Genomic DNA, 15,840 nt, shown 5'->3' with positions numbered 1-15,840 from the left:
GGCGGCGCGCCGACGCCGCCGCGGCAGCGGCAGCGGCGGCCGCAGCGGGCAAGCCCGCACCACCGCCGCCCTCGGGCGGCTCGAGCGCGAGCCGGCCGTTCATCAACCCGAGCTCGGTCAACCCGATGTACGTGACGTCCGACTACGGGATGCGCCTGCACCCGCTCCTCGGCTACTACCGCCTGCACGCCGGGACCGATCTGCGCACGTGGTGCGGCACCCCGCTCTACGCGGGCGCGAGCGGCACGGTCGAGTGGGCGCGGGCACGCAGCGGCTTCGGCAACCAGGTGATGATCAATCACGGCTACTGGCAGGGTCAGTCGCTCATGTCGAGCTACAACCACATGACGAGCTTCGCCGTCTCGGGGGGCCAGCAGGTCTCCCAGGGCCAGCTCATCGGCTACGCAGGGAACACGGGCACCTCGGGCGGCTGCCACCTGCACTTCGAGGTCTACGTCAACGGCAACACGCGTGACCCGCGCCCGCTGATCAACGGCTGAGGGTTTTCCGGCGGCCCGTGTCGGGCCCATCCCCTAGCCTGTGACCATGGCCAAGGAGACGGGACGCAAGCTCGTCGCGTCGAACAAGAAGGCGCGGCACGACTACCACATCGACGACACCTTCGAGGCCGGCCTCGTGCTGACCGGGACCGAGGTCAAGGCGCTGCGCGCCGGCCGGGCGTCGCTGGTGGACGGGTTCGCGAGCGTCGAGCGTGGCGAGGCGTGGCTCGAGGGCGTCCACATCCCCGAGTACACGGAGGGGACGTGGACCAACCACGCGCCTCGCCGCAAGCGCAAGCTCCTCCTGCACCGGCGCGAGATCGAGGAGCTCGAGCGCGAGAGCCAGGGCAAGGGGCACACGATCGTCCCCCTCGCCCTGTACTTCGTCGACGGGCGAGCCAAGGTCGAGATCGCGCTCGCGCGCGGCAAGAAGGAGTACGACAAGCGCCACGCGCTGCGTGAGCGCCAGGAGAACCGTGAGGCCTTGGCGGCGATGAGCCTGCGCAAGCACGGCTGATGGCACGAGCGCGCGGCGCCGCCCGCTGGCGGACACGTTCCTCGGCCCTCGTGGGCGTCGCGGTGCTCGCGGCGGTCGGCGTGCAGCTCGGCGCCGCGGCACCGGCAGTCGCCGACGACGAGTCCGGCAACGACCCCGAGGACGTCGTCACGCGCTACGCCATGGACGTCACGCTCGACCGGGACGGCTCGGCCGATGTCGTGCTCGACCTCGAGGTCGACTTCGGCACGACGGCCAACCACGGCCCGTACCTCACATGGCTCGTCAAGCAGCGGTGGGACGACGAGCAGGATCGCGTCTACCGGATCACCGGCATCGAGGCGGAGTCTCCCTCGGGTGCGCCCGACGACGTCGACGTCGAGGAGGACGGCCCGCTCCTCGTCGTCCGGGTCGGCGACGAGGACGAGGAGATCACGGGGCTGCACCGCTACCGCCTGACGTACGAGGTCGAGGGCTGGATCAACTCCGCCGACCTCACGGGTGGCGACGACGAGTTGCACCTCAACGTCTTCGGCGGCTGGGAGATCCCGGTCGAGGACGTCACGGTCGCGGTCACGGGTCCGAGCGACGTCGTCACCGCGGACTGCGCCACCGGGCCCAGCCGCTCCACGGAGCCGTGCACGCGGGCCGACGCGGACGGCACGACGGCGGTGTTCGGCCAGGACCTGGTCGAGCCGGGCGACGGCCTCACGGTGGTCGCCACCTTCCCCGCCGGCACCTTCGGCGGGGTGGCACCGATCCTGCAGGACCGCTGGTCCTTCGGCCGCGCGTTCGCGCTCGACGCCGGTACGGGCGTCGCGACGCTCCTGGTCCTGGTCGGTGGGACGGCGCTCGTCGCCGGCCGGGCGACCACGCGCGGACGCGACGAGCAGTACGTGGGGCTCACTCCCGGCCTGCAGCCCGCTCCCGGGCAGGAGGCCACGACCGGCGCACGCCGGCGCACGCCGGTCACCGTCCGCTTCACCCCGCCGGAGGGCTTCCGGCCCGGCCAGCTCGGCACGCTCGTGGACGAGCATGCGGATCCCCACGACGTCACGGCCACGGTCATCGACCTGGCCGTGCGCGGCTACCTACGGATCGAGGAGGCGTCGGGCCCCGACGCCACCGCGAAGGACCGCGACTGGCGCCTGGTGCGTGAGAAGGCGGACCCCGGGCCCGAGCTGCTGCCGTTCGAGCGGACCGTCCTCGACGAGCTCTTCGACGACCGCGTGGCGGTCCTCCTCTCCGAGCTGCGCACCACGTTCTCGAGCTCGATGACGAAGATCCAGGGCGAGCTGTACGACGACGTCACGGAGCGCGGCTGGTTCCGCGGCAACCCACGCACCGTGCGGACCCGGTGGGCGCTGACCGGCGTGGGCCTCATCCTGCTCGGCGTGCTGCTCACGGCGGCGCTGGCGATCTGGACCTCGTGGGCGCTCGTGGGCGTCGCGGTGCTGGTGGTCGGGGTCGTGATGACGGCCCTGACCCGCGCGGCTCCCGCCCGCACGGCCGACGGCTCCGCGGTGCTGGCGCAGGCGGAGGGCTTCCGCCGCTACCTCGCGACCGCCGAGGCCGACCAGCTCCGGTTCGAGGAGGGCGAGGACCTGTTCAGCAGGTACCTGCCCTACGCGGTCGCCTTCGGCCTCACCGAGCGCTGGGCCCGCGTGTTCGCAGACCTCGCCGCCCGGGGTCACGCCGTGCCCGAGCCGGGCTGGTACGTCGGCCTGTCCCCGCACGCGGCGTTCTGGAGCTCCGACGACGGGTTCGCCCTGAACCTCGCCTCGTTCACCGCGGTCGCCGGCAGCGCGCTGAGCGCGCCCACACCCGGCTCGTCGGGCTCGTCGGGCTCGTCGGGAGGCGGCGGGTATTCCGGCGCCGGCGTGAGCGGCGGAGGCGGCGGCACCTGGTGATCACCGATCGGTCCACGTCGGCGCTCACCTGCACCCGTACGGGTGCCGATCCTCTCACCGGGTAGAGGTTCTGCGGACGGTGCGGGGAGACGACGTGCTTCGGGGTCGGGTACGAGGGTTGGGCGTGCTCACCCGTCGCGACGAGGGTCGCGTGCTCGCCCTGGCCTGCCTGTGGGTCGGCGCCGTCACGGCCGTGACGGTCGTGGTCCCGTTCAGCCCGACGGCGCCACGTGAGCTGGGCGCGGCGCTCGCGACCCTCGCCCTCGTCCTGAGTGCGGTCCTGCACCTCACCGCCGACCGCGTCCGCCGGGTCCACCTGCATGCCGTCACCGCGCTCGCCACGGGGCTCATCGCCCTGTGCGTGGCACAGGCGACGACGCCGCACGGCATCGTGACCACGAGCGTCGCGCTCCTGTGGCCAGCCACCTACAGCGCGGTGTTCCACCGCCGGCGGGTGCTGCTCCGACACCTGGCCTGGATGGCCGTCGCCCTCGCCGGCGGGCTCGTCGCCGCCGGGGCGGGGTCGGCGTCGCAGACCTGGTTCTTCCTCGTCGTGACGTTCGCGTGCGTCGCGCTCGTGCTCAACAGCCGGATCGTCGACCTCCGGCTCGAGGCCACCACCGACGAGCTCACGGGCGTCCTGTCGCGCCGGGCGTTCCGGGTCGCGGCGGAGCTCGAGATGGCGCGCGCCCGGCGCACCGGCCAACCCCTGAGCCTGGCGATCGTCGACCTGGACGACTTCAAGGCCATCAATGACGAGCGGGGCCACACCGCCGGCGACGCCGTCCTGTCCGGCCTCGCCCGGAGCTGGCAGGAGACCTTGCGACCGGAGGACGTCGTCGGGCGCTTCGGTGGTGACGAGTTCGTCGTCCTCATGCCACGGACCGACGCCGACGGGGCGCAGCCGGTGCTGTCCCGGATGCGGAGTGACCTGTGCGACTGGTCCGCAGGCGTCGCCACCTGGTCCGGCGAGAGCTTCGAGGACTGGTTCGCCGTGGCGGACGACCGCCTGTACACGGCCAAGCCCGACTGACCGGACGGCGCGCGGACCCCGGTCACGACCTCCCGCGGGCCGGTGACTCACCGTCGGCGTCGTCGGAGCCGAGCTCGTTGAGGTAGTTGTAGATGGTGAACCGGGTCACCTGAAGCGCCTGGGCGGCGATCTCGACGCTCTCCTTGAGCAGGAAGAAGCCCCGGCTCTTGAGGTCGCCGACGACGGCGAGCTTGTGCTTCTTCTGCATCAGCTCGACCGGGACGCCGCACGCGTCGATGGTCTCGGTGAGCAGGTGCTGCGCGAGCTCGTCGATGTCGTGGACGAACTTCTCGGCCGGCTCGGCGGTGCCTGCGCTCGCCGTGGTGCCGGGGAGCATCGCCTCGGCGATGGCCTTGACCGCCTGCCAGATCATCACGTCGCTGTTGATGCAGAGCGCGGCGACGGGTGTGCCGGCGCTGTCGCGGACCACGATGGTGGTCGAGAGCAGCACCCGGCCGTCGGGCAGGCGCGTCTCGTAGCCGACGTTCGTCGCGAGCGTCCCGTCGGCAGCCCGGCGCAGCAGCAGGTCGGTGGCAGGGCTCCCCACGCCGCGCCCGGTGACGTCACCGGCGATGGCGATGATCGAGTTGGGCAGCCGGCGCAGGTCGTGCAGAACGACCTCGGCGTCGCCCGGCAGCGCGGCGGCAAGGGGCTCGACCAACGCGCCCAGCACCGCGAGCGCCTGGTCGGCCTCGAGTGCCGAAGGTCCTGCTGCGGGCTGCTCGCGACTTGTCATCCTCGTGACCTCTCCACTGTGGAGCAATCAGCATGACACAGAGTTGAAGCCCTCACACCTTGTTGAATACTTCAACGTAAGTGGCTACTGTCGCACCAGCAGTTGATGGATTCAACGCGGGGTGTATGCCCTGCGGCCGGACGTCGGAGCCCTGCGCCGGCGGCGACACGAGGAGACGGACCATGCGGTACCTGCCCGAGCCCTTCAAGATCAAGATGGTCGAGCCGATCAAGATGACCACCCGCGAGGAGCGGGCCGCGTTCATCCGGGACGCCCACTACAACGCCTTCTCGCTGTCCGCCGAGGACGTCTACATCGACCTGCAGACGGACTCCGGCACGGGCGCGATGAGCGACGCCCAGTGGGGCGCGATGATGCGCGGCGACGAGTCGTACTCGGGCGGCCGCAGCTACTTCCGCCTCCTGGAGGCCGGCAAGGAGATCTTCGGCTACGAGTACATCCAGCCGGTGCACCAGGGCCGTGCCGCCGAGAAGGTCCTCTTCCCGCTGATCGTCACCCCGGGCCAGTACGTCATCTCCAACATGTTCTTCGACACCACCCGGGCGCACGTGGGCCTCGCGGGTGGCCGGGCGATCGACTGCGTCTGCCCGGAAGGGCTCGACTCGGGCGCCTACTTCGACTTCAAGGGCAACATGGACGTGCCCCGGCTCCGCTCGCTCATCGCCGAGCACGGCGCCGAGAACATCGCCGCGATCGTCATGACGATCACGAACAACAGCGTCGGTGGCCAGCCCGTCTCGATGGCGAACATGCGCGAGACGGCGGCGCTCGCCCGCGAGCACGGCATCCTCGTCGTCATCGACGCAGCCCGCTACGCCGAGAACGCGTACTTCATCAAGGAGCGCGAGGCCGAGTTCGCCGACGCCACGCCCCTCGAGATCACGCGCGAGATGTTCAGCTACGGCGACGCGTTCACCATGAGCGCCAAGAAGGACGCGCTGGTGAACATGGGCGGCCTGCTCGCGGTGCGCGAGGACGGACCGCTCGTCGAGGCCATCAAGACGCGGGTCATCTCCTTCGAGGGCTACCTGACGTACGGCGGCCTGGCCGGCCGCGACCTGGAGGCCCTGACCACCGGCCTGTACGAGGGTCTCGACCACGACTACCTGCGCTACCGCGTCGGGCAGATGCAGTACCTCGGCGCCCGGCTCACCGAGTACGGGATCCCGTTCCAGAACCCCGTCGGCGGCCACGCCGTGTTCGTCGACGCCGGCAAGCTCCTCCCCCACATCCCGTACGACCAGTTCCCGGGCCAGGCGCTCGCCATCGAGCTGTACATCGAGGCCGGCATCCGCACGTGCGACATCGGCTCGTTCCTCATGGACCGCGACCCCGAGACCGGCGAGCAGCAGCGGGCGCCGTTCGAGTTCACGCGCCTGGCGATCCCGCGCCGGGTCTACACCCAGGCCCACCTGGACGTCGTCGCCGACGCCCTCAAGGCCGTCAAGGACCGCGCCTCGGAGGTCCGCGGCTACCAGATCACGTGGGAGCCCAAGGTCCTGCGCCACTTCACCTCGCACCTCAAGCCGGTCGACTGACTCGCCCGGACCTCCCCACCGGCACCGGTGAGGGACGGGGGCCGTCGTCCGAACGACGTCGGCCCTCGTCCCGGCCTCGGCCGCCTTTCAACGACGAAGGGACTTGAACGACCATGACCACACAGGCACGCGAGGGGACGGCGGCGTCCGTCGAGCCGCCCCCGGCTCCGGCAGGGGGCGACGACGCCCCCACCGAGAACGGCGGCCTTCGGCGAGGGCTGAAGAACCGACACATCCAGATGATCGCGCTCGGCGGGGCGATCGGGACCGGCTTGTTCTACGGCTCGTCGGCGAGCATCGGGATGGCCGGCCCGTCGATCACGCTGGCGTACCTGATCGGTGGCGCCATGATCTTCCTGATCATGCGTGCCCTCGGCGAGATGTCGTGGCACACCCCCGTGTCCGGCGCGTTCAGCCACTACGCGTTCACCAACTGGGGCCGGTTCGCAGGCTTCTTCTCCGGCTGGAACTACTGGTTCAACTACATCGCCGTGAGCATGGCCGAGCTGGCCGTCGTCGGCATCTACGTCAACTTCTGGCTCCCTGACGTGCCGACGTGGGTCTCCGCGGCGCTGTTCCTCATCCTGGTGACGGTGGTCAACCTCACCAGCGTCAAGGCCTACGGCGAGTTCGAGTTCTGGTTCGCGATCGTCAAGGTCGTCGCGATCATCGCCATGATCGCCCTCGGTGCCGTGATCGTGATGTTCGGCGTCGACGGGTCGGAGGCGACCGGCGTCTCCAACCTCTGGGAGCACGGCGGCTTCTTCCCCAACGGGGTCTGGGGCACGGTGACCGCGCTCGCGGTGGTGATGTTCTCCTTCGGCGGCGTCGAGCTCATCGGCATCACCGCCGGCGAGGCCGAGAACCCCCGGCGCACCATCCCCAAGGCCATCAACCAGGTCGTCTACCGGATCCTGATCTTCTACGTCGGCGCGATCCTGGTCATGCTCTGCATCTTCCCGTGGAACCAGATCGGCGAGGGTGGCAGCCCGTTCGTCCTCATCTTCGACAACATCGGCATCAGCGGTGCGGCGGTCCTGCTCAACGTCGTCGTCCTGACGGCGGCGGTCTCGGCCTACAACAGCGGCCTCTACAGCAACGGGCGGATGCTCTACAGCCTCGCGCAGCAGGGCAACGCGCCCAAGTACCTGGGCAAGCTGAACCGCAACGGCTCACCCATGGCGGGCGTGCTCACCTCGTCGGCCGTCACCGCCTTCGCCGTGCTCCTCAACTTCCTGGTCCCCGGCAAGGTGTTCGTCTACCTCATGGCCGTGGCCCTGATCGCGGGCATCTTCAACTGGACGATGGTCGTCATCACGCAGATGAAGTTCCGCAAGCGAATCGGGGCGACCGAGGTCGAGAAGCTCGGCTTCAAGATGCCGTTCTACCCCGTGTCCAACTACATCGTGCTGGCGTTCCTCGCCGGCGTCGTCGTCCTCATGGGCGTCCTGCCCGACTTCCGGTACGCGCTGTACGTCGGCCCGATCTGGATCGGTGTCCTGTACGTGGCGTTCCGGTTCAAGACGCGGGCCGAGCAGCGCACGGCCGCGACGGTCGAGAGCTGACCACCGGGGCGGCCTCGTCGGCGACGACGGCGGCGAGGCCGCCCCACCCCCTCACCCCCACCGGCGGGCACCGCCCGCCGACCACCTGGAGAGCACACCATGACCACCACCGACCTCCCGGCCACCCCCACCACGCACTCCGACCGGCTCGCCGGGCTCGGGCTCGAGCTGCCGGCCGTGGCCACGCCCGTCGCGGCGTACGAACCCGCCGTGCGCTCCGGCTCCTGGGTGTGGACCTCGGGCCAGCTGCCGCTGGTCGACGGCGCCCTGACCGCCCGCGGCAAGGTCGGTCACGGACCCGGCTGCGTGGCCCCCGAGGCGGCCACCCTGCTCGCCCGCGAGGCGGCCCTCAACGCGATCGCCGCCGCCGCCGCGCAGGCCGGGGGCATCGACCGGATCCGCCGGGTGGTCAAGCTCGTCGGGTTCGTGGCGAGCGACCCGTCCTTCACCGGCCAGCCCGTCGTGGTCAACGGTGCCAGCGAGGTGCTGCAGGCCGTCTTCGGCGCCGCCGGGGCCCATGCCCGCAGCGCCGTCGGCGTCGCCGTCCTGCCGCTCGACGCACCCGTCGAGATCGAGCTGGTCGTCGAGCTCGAGCCCGACGCGACGGCCGGCTGACCGCCCCCCGGCCCGCCATCACGCTCGCGAGCAGCGCGCCCCGCCGGCCGGGAATCCCGGCGCCAGCGGGCGCGTTGTGGCGTACGATCGACATGCTCGCTGCGCGGACCCCGGTCCGGACGCGAGTGCTTGACAACTGCACAGGGGGTGATCGGTTTCGACGATGGTCGTCGTTCCAGGAGAAGCGGGCCGAGGATGCAGGGTTATCTCGTTAACGCTCCTTGCAAACCAATAGGTGCCGATTCCAAGCGCACCGACTTCGCACTCGCCGCCTGAGCGAGTCCTGAAGTCCGTCAGCCTGAGGTAGCTTCCGACTCAGAGTCTGGCGTCATCTAGGAAGCCACTGCTCGCAGCGTTCGCCGTCGGCGCTGCGGGGACTTTCAGACGGCTGAGCCCGTCAGCGACTCGTCTGCGTGATCGCTGGGGCTGAGAAAATCTTCAGCAGACTGCGCCCGGAGAAGACCTGTTTCACTGCCATCGGACGCGGGTTCGATTCCCGCCACCTCCACGCTGTGACCGCCCACGGGTGGTCACGACCTTGAAGGCCGTCATCCCTCTCGCCAGGGGTGGCGGCCCTTCTTGTGCCCTGACGCCCCCCACGCCCACCGAGGTCGTCGACGTCGCACATCTGCACCGACGACGGTCCTGCGCATGTGCGGCCTCGCTGCAGCCGTGCGACCTCGCCCGACGTCCGGGGCGGGGCGCCAGGCGGGACGATGAGCGCGGGACTCGTCGGCCGACATGGCCGACCGCCGAGGCGGTGCGTCGACCCGGCCCCACGGTGCTCGAGCCAATCACTGAGCACATCGACCTGCTCACCGGCGCAGGCTCGGACACTCTTTCGCACTACCGCGGCCGGCCGCGAACCACATTGCCCCCGCGCTTCGCCCTACCCGGTGGCCGCCATGAGAGACCGGCACGTCGCCGGGTCGGTGCGGGCGATGGCTGAGAAGGGGCTGTCCCCCGAGACGATGACGAATGTGCACGGCCTGCTGTCCGCGGTGACGACGACGGCCGCGCGACTGGGCTACCCCGCGGCACGTCGCCTGCGACGACTAGCCTCGTCACGTGAGACATCCGGGTTTGGGGCAAGCCGCCGTGCTCTCCGCCGGAACGGTCCTCGCGCTGCTGCTGTCAGCGTGCTCGACGCCGGCGGGCGGAACGGGCACCGCCGAGGGCGGACCGGTTGCCTACGTCACCCCCAGCAGCGACGGTGGCGACAGCGCCCTCCTCGAGGGCACCGTGCAGGTGTCCGACTCCTGTGTCGTGATCGCGGACGAGTTCGGCCAGACGTGGCTGCCGATCTTCCAGAGACCACGGACAACGTGGGACGGCACGACCCTGACCTACAACCGCAGGCCCTACACGGACGGCAGCAGCATCAGCCTCGGCGGCGGCTTCAACGAGGAGCCGCTGGATGCCGACTACGCGCCCAATGGTGCGACGTCGACGGCGTCTTCTACGTCGCGCCCTGACGCGCAACGGAGACACCGCGCATCACTTCCACGGGGCGCAGTCGAGCCCACCTGGACATGTTGACGCCGTCAACGAACGCGGTCGATCCGAGCCGCCGGGACCACAACCGTTCGCAGCGTTCCCCCAGGTCAGCGCCTCGAACCACCACGTCCCAACAGCTCCCGACGGGTTCGATTCCCGCCACCTCCACCAGACAGCCGGAAGGCCGTCGCCCCTCGTGGGCGACGGCCTTCTGGCGTGCAGCCCGCGTCGCGCCCTCAGAGGTGAAGCGCGATCGGGTGCCTCGGTTCGTACACGAGGATGCGGCCCGCGCCCGGGACGAGCATGTCGACCCCCGTCCCGAAGCCCATGTCGCGGGGCTCGCCGTCGAACCGTGCCCCTCGGCCGCCCAGCTCCTCCATCGTGGCCTCGAGGTCGTCGCACATGAGGGCGACCCGGTGCTGCCCCTCGGGTCCCCAGGTCTCACCGGTCGGCCCACCCGTGGGGTGGACGCCCAGCTCGCTGGGACCGGTCCGGAAGATCAGCCACTCCTCGGGCTCGTCGGTCTCACCCTCGCTGACACAGGGCCACCGCAGCACCTCCTGGAAGAACCTCCGCGTCATCGCGGGGTCGCTCGAGTAGAGGAGGGTGTGCGCACCGGTGAGCATGACCCAATGTACGACCGCCCGCCCAAAGGTCGACGTCGCACATCCGCACCGACGACGGTCATGCGCACGTGCGTCCTCGCTGCAGACGTGCGACCTCGCCAGGTGGCCGGGGTTGGGGTGGACGCGCGGTGGGACGGCGACCGCAGGGACCGCGTCGGCGTGACAGTCTTGGTGGCAGCACGCCGACAGCACACCGACAGGAGTCACCCGTGGTCGACCTCGCGTACGTCATCGCCGGATCCGAGGCCACGGGGGGCGCCGGCATCCAGGCGGACCTGCGGACCTTCCAGGAGCTCGGCGCCTTCGGGCTGGGCACCCTGACCTGCATCGTCTCGTTCGACCCGGCGAACGACTGGGGGCACCGCTTCTTCCCCGTGCCGCCCGAGGTCATCGCGGCCCAGATGGAGGCGGCGACGGCGGCCTACGAGCTGGACATCGTCAAGATCGGGATGCTCGGCACGCCCGCGACGATCGAGGTCGTGGCCGCAGGGCTGCGGCGGCAGCCGTGGCGGCACGTCGTGCTCGACCCGGTGCTGATCTGCAAGGGCCAGGAGCCCGGCGCGGCGCTCGACACCGACAACGCGCTGCGCCAGCACATCCTCCCGCTCGCCACGGTGGTCACGCCCAACCTCTTCGAGACCCGCGCCCTGTCGGGCATGGAGAGCGTCGAGACCGTCGAGCAGCTCACCGAGGCGGCCCGGCGCATCCAGGAGCTCGGTCCGCGGTACGTCGTGGCCAAGGGCGGGGTCGAGCTGCCCGGCGACGACGCCGTCGACGTGCTGCTCGACGGCGACGACGTCACGGTGCTGAGGACGCCGAAGGTCGGTCGCGAGCGCGTCGCGGGGGCCGGCTGCACCCTCGCCGCCGCGATCACCGCGGAGCTCGCGAAGGGCGCCGAGGTCGGCCCGGCGGTCGCGCGGGCGAAGGAGTTCGTGACCGCGGGCATCGAGGGTCGGGTCTCGGGTCGCGCACCGTTCGAGGTGGTCCAGCAGGGCGCCTGACCTCCCTGGGCGCCGCACCCTCGGCGCCGCCGCGATCACGCACGACGTCGTAACCCCGACGACGCGCGCATGTCACACAGATCACCTACGGTCGAGCATGACCACTCCCGCGACGGCGGAAGCCGGGACGCGCAGCGAGCTCAAGCGCTCGATCACCGCGCGGCAGCTGTACTTCTACGTGGTCGGCGACGTGCTCGGCTCGGGCATCTACGTGCTCGTCGGGCTCGTCGCCGCGGCGGTCGGTGGGGCCTTCTGGATGGCCTTCCTCGTCGGCGTCGCGATCGCGGCCGTCACCGGCCTCGCGTACGCCGAGCTCGTCACGAAGTACCCGCAGGCGGCCGGAGCCTCGCTCTACATCAACAAGGCGTTCCGGAACCCGCTGCTGACCTTCTTCATCACGATCTGCATGCTGTCGGCCAACATGGCCGCGGTCGGATCCCTGGCCTCGGGCTTCGTGCGGTACTTCAGCGGCGTGGTGGGGATCCCGGAGGAGTCCGTCTGGGTGGCGGCCGTCGTCGCGCTCGTCTTCGTGGCCGTGATCACCGTCGTCAACCTCATCGGGATCACCGAGTCCGTCGTGGCGAACGTCATCATGACGTTCATCGAGCTCAGCGGCCTGGTCGTCGTCGTCGCGATCGGCGTCATCGCCGTGATGCAGGGTGTCAACGACCCGGGCGTGCTGCTGGAGTTCCGCGCGGAGGGCTCGCCCGTCATCGCCGTGCTCGCCGGCGTCTCCCTCGCCTTCTTCGCCATGACGGGGTTCGAGAACGCCGCCAACGTCGCCGAGGAGACCATCGACCCCTCCCGCGCGTTCCCGCGGGCGCTCATCGGCGGCATGCTCACCGCCGGCGTGGTCTACGTGCTCGTCTCCGTCGCCGCCGCCCTCACCGTCCCCATCGACGAGCTCGCGGGGCAGACGCTGCTCGCGGTGATCGAGGCGGACCTGCTGATCGTCCCCGCCACGGTGATGCTCGTCGTGTTCGGGCTCGTCGCCATGATCGCGATCAGCAACACCGCGCTCGTCACCGTGGTCGCGCAGTCGCGGATCCTGTACGGCATGGCCCGCGAGGGCGTCGTGCCGTCGGTCTTCGCCAAGCTGCACCCCGCGCGCCGCAGCCCGTACGTCGCGCTGATCTTCGGGGCACTCGTCGTCGGCTCCCTGCTGATCATCGGCGCGGCGGTCCGGTCCACCCAGTCCGCCCTGCCCGTCGACGAGCAGCTCGACGTCGTCGACCGCCTCGCGACGGTCACCGTCGTCTTCCTGCTGTTCATCTACGCCCTGGTGATCGTCGCCTGCCTCAGGCTGCGCGGCCGGGACGAGGCCCCGGGGACCTACCGGGCCAACACCCCGCTGCTCATCGCCGGCATCGCCGGCAACCTGCTCGTGCTGGTGTACACGCTGATCGACGACCCGGCGGCGCTGCTGTGGGTCGGCGGGCTGCTCGCCGTCGGCCTGGTGCTGTACCTGCTCAAGAAGTTCCGCGCCGGCAGGCAGCCCGGCCCGGGGGGCACCGGGCAGGCTGCTGTCCCCGGCGCGCCCACCACCACGACGAAGGAGCTCTGACCCATGCACGTCATCGTCGCCACCGACGGCTCGCGGGCCTCGCTGGTCGCGGCCCGGCAGTTCCAGTGGATCGCCGACTCCCGCGAGATCACCGACGTGACGGTCGTGGCCGTGGTCAGTCCCTACGCCGCCGTCCCGTTCGCCAACGACCTGGGTCCGCAGGAGCCGGCCCCGCTCACCGAGCTCAACTTCGTCCGCGAGGCCCGGGCGGCGGTCGACATCGTGGCCGCCGAGTTCGAGGGCTGGGGCCCGCGCATCCACAAGGAGATCCGCAGCGGGTCCCCCGCGCAGGAGATCATCCGCGCCGCGGAGGACGTCGACGCCGACCTCATCTCCCTGGCCTCGGGGAGCCGCGGCCTGACCCGCACCATCCTGCTCGGCAGCACCGCCTCGCGGGTGCAGCACTCCGCGCCGTGCCCGGTGCTGGTGTGCCGCCCGACGCCCAACAGCGAGCGCGCCCTGGGCTGAGGCCGTGGCCGGGCCGCACGGAGCCGGTCCGACCCGGACCCGGCCGCGCACCTCCGCCCGCTAGGGCCGGAAGGCGTTGCCGACCTGGTCCCACGCGCCCTCGGCGGCGGGCAGCGCACCGCGCCGGACGGCACGCAGCAGCTGCGCGTGGTCGAGCTCCGTCTGGTCGGCGTAGGCCCGCGCGAAGCGGACCATGGCCCGGTCGAGCTTGTCGGACCGGCCCGCGTACCCGGCGATCATGGACGCCCCGCTGGTGCGCGCGTGCCCCTTGGCGAGCAGGTGCCCGACGATGCCGGCGTAGTCGGCCAGCGCCGCGGCGTCGATCGCGTCCAGCGGCACGGTGCCCTTCATGTTCCGGAACTGGCGGACGTAGTACTGCCGGTCCCCCGCCGTGGTCCACCCGAGCAACGGGTCGCTCACCGTCTGCAGCGCCTGCTGGTACTCGACCACCCGCTGGCCCTGGTGCGCGTGCCACGCGGAGTCGCCGTGGACGAAGGGCGCCAGCACGGAGCGCCGCGCCTGCTTGAGCTGGAGGAAGAGCACGTCGTCGGGCGCGCTGCCCTCGAGCAGCGCGACGTAGGCGCGCAGCCCGACGCTGCCGACGCCCACCACCTTCTGCGCGAGGTCGACGAGCGTGTACCCCCCGAGCACCCGGCGCCAGTGCGGTGGGAGCGTCTCGAGGTACCCGTCCAGGGCCGCGGCGAGGTGCTCGGCGTCGTCGTCCGGGACGTGGGTGATGAGCGGCGGCTGGTCCACGATCCGCCGCCGCCCCTCGTGCTCGTGCGTGAAGCGCGGAAGCGCGCGGTCGCTCGTCCTGGTCCTCGCGCGGCGGACGGCGCGCTCGATCTCGTCGCGCAGCGTCTTCTCCGTGGCCGTCTCGTGGAGCCGTTCGACGTCGAGCCGGTTGTAGGAGCGCATGAGCAGCGGCTGCTCGGCGAGGAAGTCCACCTCCGCCCGGTACGCCGCCACGCACGAGCGGACGGCGTCGGCGCACTGGTCCTCGCTCGCCGAGTTCTGGCGTCCCGCCACCCAGATGCTCGCCACGAGCCGACGCAGGTCCCACTCCCACGCGCCGGGGTGGGCCTCGTCGAAGTCGTTGAGGTCGATCACCAGCTCGCCCTCGGGCGAGGCGTAGAACCCGAAGTTCCCGAGGTGGGCGTCGCCGCAGATCACCGGCGTGATCCCCGTGGCCGGAAGCCCCGCGACGTCCGCGGCCATGACGACGGCCGTGCCACGCAGGAACCCGTACGGCGAGGTCATCATGCGCGCGACCCGGATCGGGACCAGCTCCGCGAGCCTGCCGTCGTGCGACTCCTGGATCAGCGCGACGGGGTCGCGGCGGTCCGCCGACACCTCCCAGTCCCCGAGCGTGCGCCGGGGCACCTGTCGCCGCAGCCCGCGCCCGATCGCGAACCGCTCGCTGCGCGAGGTCGGGCGCCGGAGCAGCGAGCCGAAGCCCTCGCTCTGCGCCGTGGCGAGCACGGTGTGCCGCCGCGCGTCAGTCGTCACCCGGCCACCTCCGCTCGTCGCCGGTCTCGTTGTACCAGACGACGCGCGGGACGAACGGGTCGAGCGGCGGCCCGACCCGTTCGGCCCCGGGCTCACTCGGCGCGCTGCTCGGCGCCCGCCTCGTCCTCGTAGCCGTCGATCGCCGCGACCTTCTCGGCCGAGGCCGACGCCGGGTCGAAGGCGTGGTCGAGCCACTCGGTCACGAGGCGCTTGGCGAGCTCCACGCCGATGACCCGCTGCCCCAGGCACAGCACCTGCGCGTTGTTCGACTTCACGGACCGCTCGACCGAATAGCTGTCGTGCGCCGTCACCGCGCGGATCCCCGGCACCTTGTTCGCCGCGATGGCGACGCCGAGCCCCGTCCCGCAGACCAGCAGCGCCCGGTCCGCCCCGCCCGCGGCCACGCGCCTCGCGGCCTCGACGGCGACGTGGGGGTACGCCGTCACCTCGCCCTGGCGCACGCCGACGTCCTCGACCGACGCGACGCGGGCGTCGGCACGCAGCAGGTCCGCGAGCACGTCCTTGTAGGTGAGCCCGGCATCGTCGGACCCGACGACCACCCGCCAGCCGGTCATCGCCCCTCCCCCGCCTCGGCCACGGGACGTGCCAACGCGTCGACGACGAGGGCGAACGACGTCGCCCCCGGATCGGGCCAGCCCACGCTGCGCTCGGCGAGCGGGCGTGCGCGCCCGACGCGCGGGCGCAGGTCCGCGGTCGCCTCCGCGGCCTCGAGCGCAGTCGGCGCCGCGGCCGCCCACGCG

At 71.4% G+C, this 15,840-nt stretch carries 16 protein-coding genes and 1 other RNA gene; 12 read left to right on the top strand and 5 right to left on the bottom strand.

The window, feature by feature from the left end; translation table 11 throughout:
- The 4 genes from IDM29_RS08950 to IDM29_RS17675 form a co-directional block, all read left to right on the top strand.
- A partial coding sequence (locus tag IDM29_RS08950) for a M23 family metallopeptidase (RefSeq protein WP_188037434.1) occupies nucleotides 1–500 on the top strand: 500 nt, incomplete at its 5' end.
- Nucleotides 501–546: 46 nt separating this feature from the next.
- Entirely contained in the window at nucleotides 547–1,017 is a 471-nt protein-coding gene (gene smpB / locus IDM29_RS08945; protein WP_182113433.1) for an SsrA-binding protein SmpB, read from the top strand.
- Nucleotides 1,017–2,906 (top strand): DUF2207 domain-containing protein, encoded by a 1,890-nt coding sequence (locus IDM29_RS08940; protein WP_182113432.1) that lies wholly within the window; start codon nucleotides 1,017–1,019, stop codon nucleotides 2,904–2,906. The genes smpB and IDM29_RS08940 overlap by 1 nt, the downstream gene beginning before the upstream one ends.
- A 124-nt stretch (nucleotides 2,907–3,030) precedes the next feature.
- Complete coding sequence (locus IDM29_RS17675; protein WP_182113431.1) at nucleotides 3,031–3,939, top strand: diguanylate cyclase; 909 nt, start codon at nucleotides 3,031–3,033, stop codon at nucleotides 3,937–3,939.
- Between the two features lie 22 nt (nucleotides 3,940–3,961).
- Here the strand turns inward: IDM29_RS17675 and IDM29_RS08930 are convergent, their stop codons facing one another.
- Nucleotides 3,962–4,675 (bottom strand): transcriptional regulator, encoded by a 714-nt coding sequence (locus tag IDM29_RS08930; protein WP_182113430.1) that lies wholly within the window; start codon nucleotides 4,673–4,675, stop codon nucleotides 3,962–3,964.
- Between the two features lie 182 nt (nucleotides 4,676–4,857).
- Between IDM29_RS08930 and IDM29_RS08925 the strand changes: the two genes are divergently transcribed.
- From IDM29_RS08925 to IDM29_RS08905, 5 genes are all read left to right on the top strand, one after another.
- A complete protein-coding gene (locus IDM29_RS08925) occupies nucleotides 4,858–6,234 on the top strand; it encodes a tryptophanase (RefSeq protein ID WP_182113429.1) in 1,377 nt (458 codons plus the stop codon).
- A gap of 113 nt (nucleotides 6,235–6,347) precedes the next feature.
- Nucleotides 6,348–7,799: an amino acid permease gene (locus IDM29_RS08920; RefSeq protein WP_182113428.1), complete on the top strand. Its 1,452-nt coding sequence runs from the start codon at nucleotides 6,348–6,350 to the stop codon at nucleotides 7,797–7,799.
- Nucleotides 7,800–7,898: 99 nt separating this feature from the next.
- Nucleotides 7,899–8,414, top strand: a complete 516-nt coding sequence (locus IDM29_RS08915; RefSeq protein ID WP_182113427.1) for a RidA family protein — start codon at nucleotides 7,899–7,901, stop codon at nucleotides 8,412–8,414.
- Between the two features lie 143 nt (nucleotides 8,415–8,557).
- Nucleotides 8,558–8,925: a transfer-messenger RNA gene (gene ssrA, locus IDM29_RS08910) on the top strand.
- Nucleotides 8,926–9,482: 557 nt separating this feature from the next.
- On the top strand, nucleotides 9,483–9,953 hold the full coding sequence (locus IDM29_RS08905) for a hypothetical protein (protein WP_182113426.1): 471 nt from the start codon (nucleotides 9,483–9,485) through the stop codon (nucleotides 9,951–9,953).
- A gap of 194 nt (nucleotides 9,954–10,147) precedes the next feature.
- Here the strand turns inward: IDM29_RS08905 and IDM29_RS08900 are convergent, their stop codons facing one another.
- On the bottom strand, nucleotides 10,148–10,537 hold the full coding sequence (locus IDM29_RS08900; protein WP_182113425.1) for a VOC family protein: 390 nt from the start codon (nucleotides 10,535–10,537) through the stop codon (nucleotides 10,148–10,150).
- A gap of 209 nt (nucleotides 10,538–10,746) precedes the next feature.
- On the opposite strand from IDM29_RS08900, the gene thiD reads away from it, so the two are divergent.
- From thiD to IDM29_RS08885, 3 genes are all read left to right on the top strand, one after another.
- Nucleotides 10,747–11,538: a bifunctional hydroxymethylpyrimidine kinase/phosphomethylpyrimidine kinase gene (gene thiD / locus IDM29_RS08895; protein WP_182113424.1), complete on the top strand. Its 792-nt coding sequence runs from the start codon at nucleotides 10,747–10,749 to the stop codon at nucleotides 11,536–11,538.
- Between the two features lie 97 nt (nucleotides 11,539–11,635).
- Entirely contained in the window at nucleotides 11,636–13,102 is a 1,467-nt protein-coding gene (locus IDM29_RS08890) for an APC family permease (protein WP_182113423.1), read from the top strand.
- Between the two features lie 3 nt (nucleotides 13,103–13,105).
- Nucleotides 13,106–13,570 carry a universal stress protein gene (locus tag IDM29_RS08885; protein WP_182113422.1) on the top strand — a complete coding sequence of 155 codons (465 nt, stop codon included), beginning with the start codon at nucleotides 13,106–13,108 and terminating at the stop codon, nucleotides 13,568–13,570.
- Nucleotides 13,571–13,630: 60 nt separating this feature from the next.
- Here the strand turns inward: IDM29_RS08885 and IDM29_RS08880 are convergent, their stop codons facing one another.
- From IDM29_RS08880 to IDM29_RS08870, 3 genes are all read right to left on the bottom strand, one after another.
- Nucleotides 13,631–15,079, bottom strand: a complete 1,449-nt coding sequence (locus IDM29_RS08880) for a DUF2252 domain-containing protein (protein WP_220458023.1) — start codon at nucleotides 15,077–15,079, stop codon at nucleotides 13,631–13,633.
- Between the two features lie 92 nt (nucleotides 15,080–15,171).
- Nucleotides 15,172–15,654: a ribose-5-phosphate isomerase gene (locus IDM29_RS08875; RefSeq protein ID WP_182113421.1), complete on the bottom strand. Its 483-nt coding sequence runs from the start codon at nucleotides 15,652–15,654 to the stop codon at nucleotides 15,172–15,174.
- The coding region (locus tag IDM29_RS08870) for a DAK2 domain-containing protein (RefSeq protein WP_188037433.1) at nucleotides 15,651–15,840 on the bottom strand (190 nt) is incomplete at its 5' end. The genes IDM29_RS08875 and IDM29_RS08870, both read right to left, overlap by 4 nt.

The sequence above is a fragment of the Actinotalea sp. JY-7885 genome (assembly GCF_014525465.1).
Classification (GTDB): domain Bacteria; phylum Actinomycetota; class Actinomycetes; order Actinomycetales; family Cellulomonadaceae; genus Actinotalea.
This window is presented reverse-complemented; position numbering and strand designations above follow the sequence as displayed.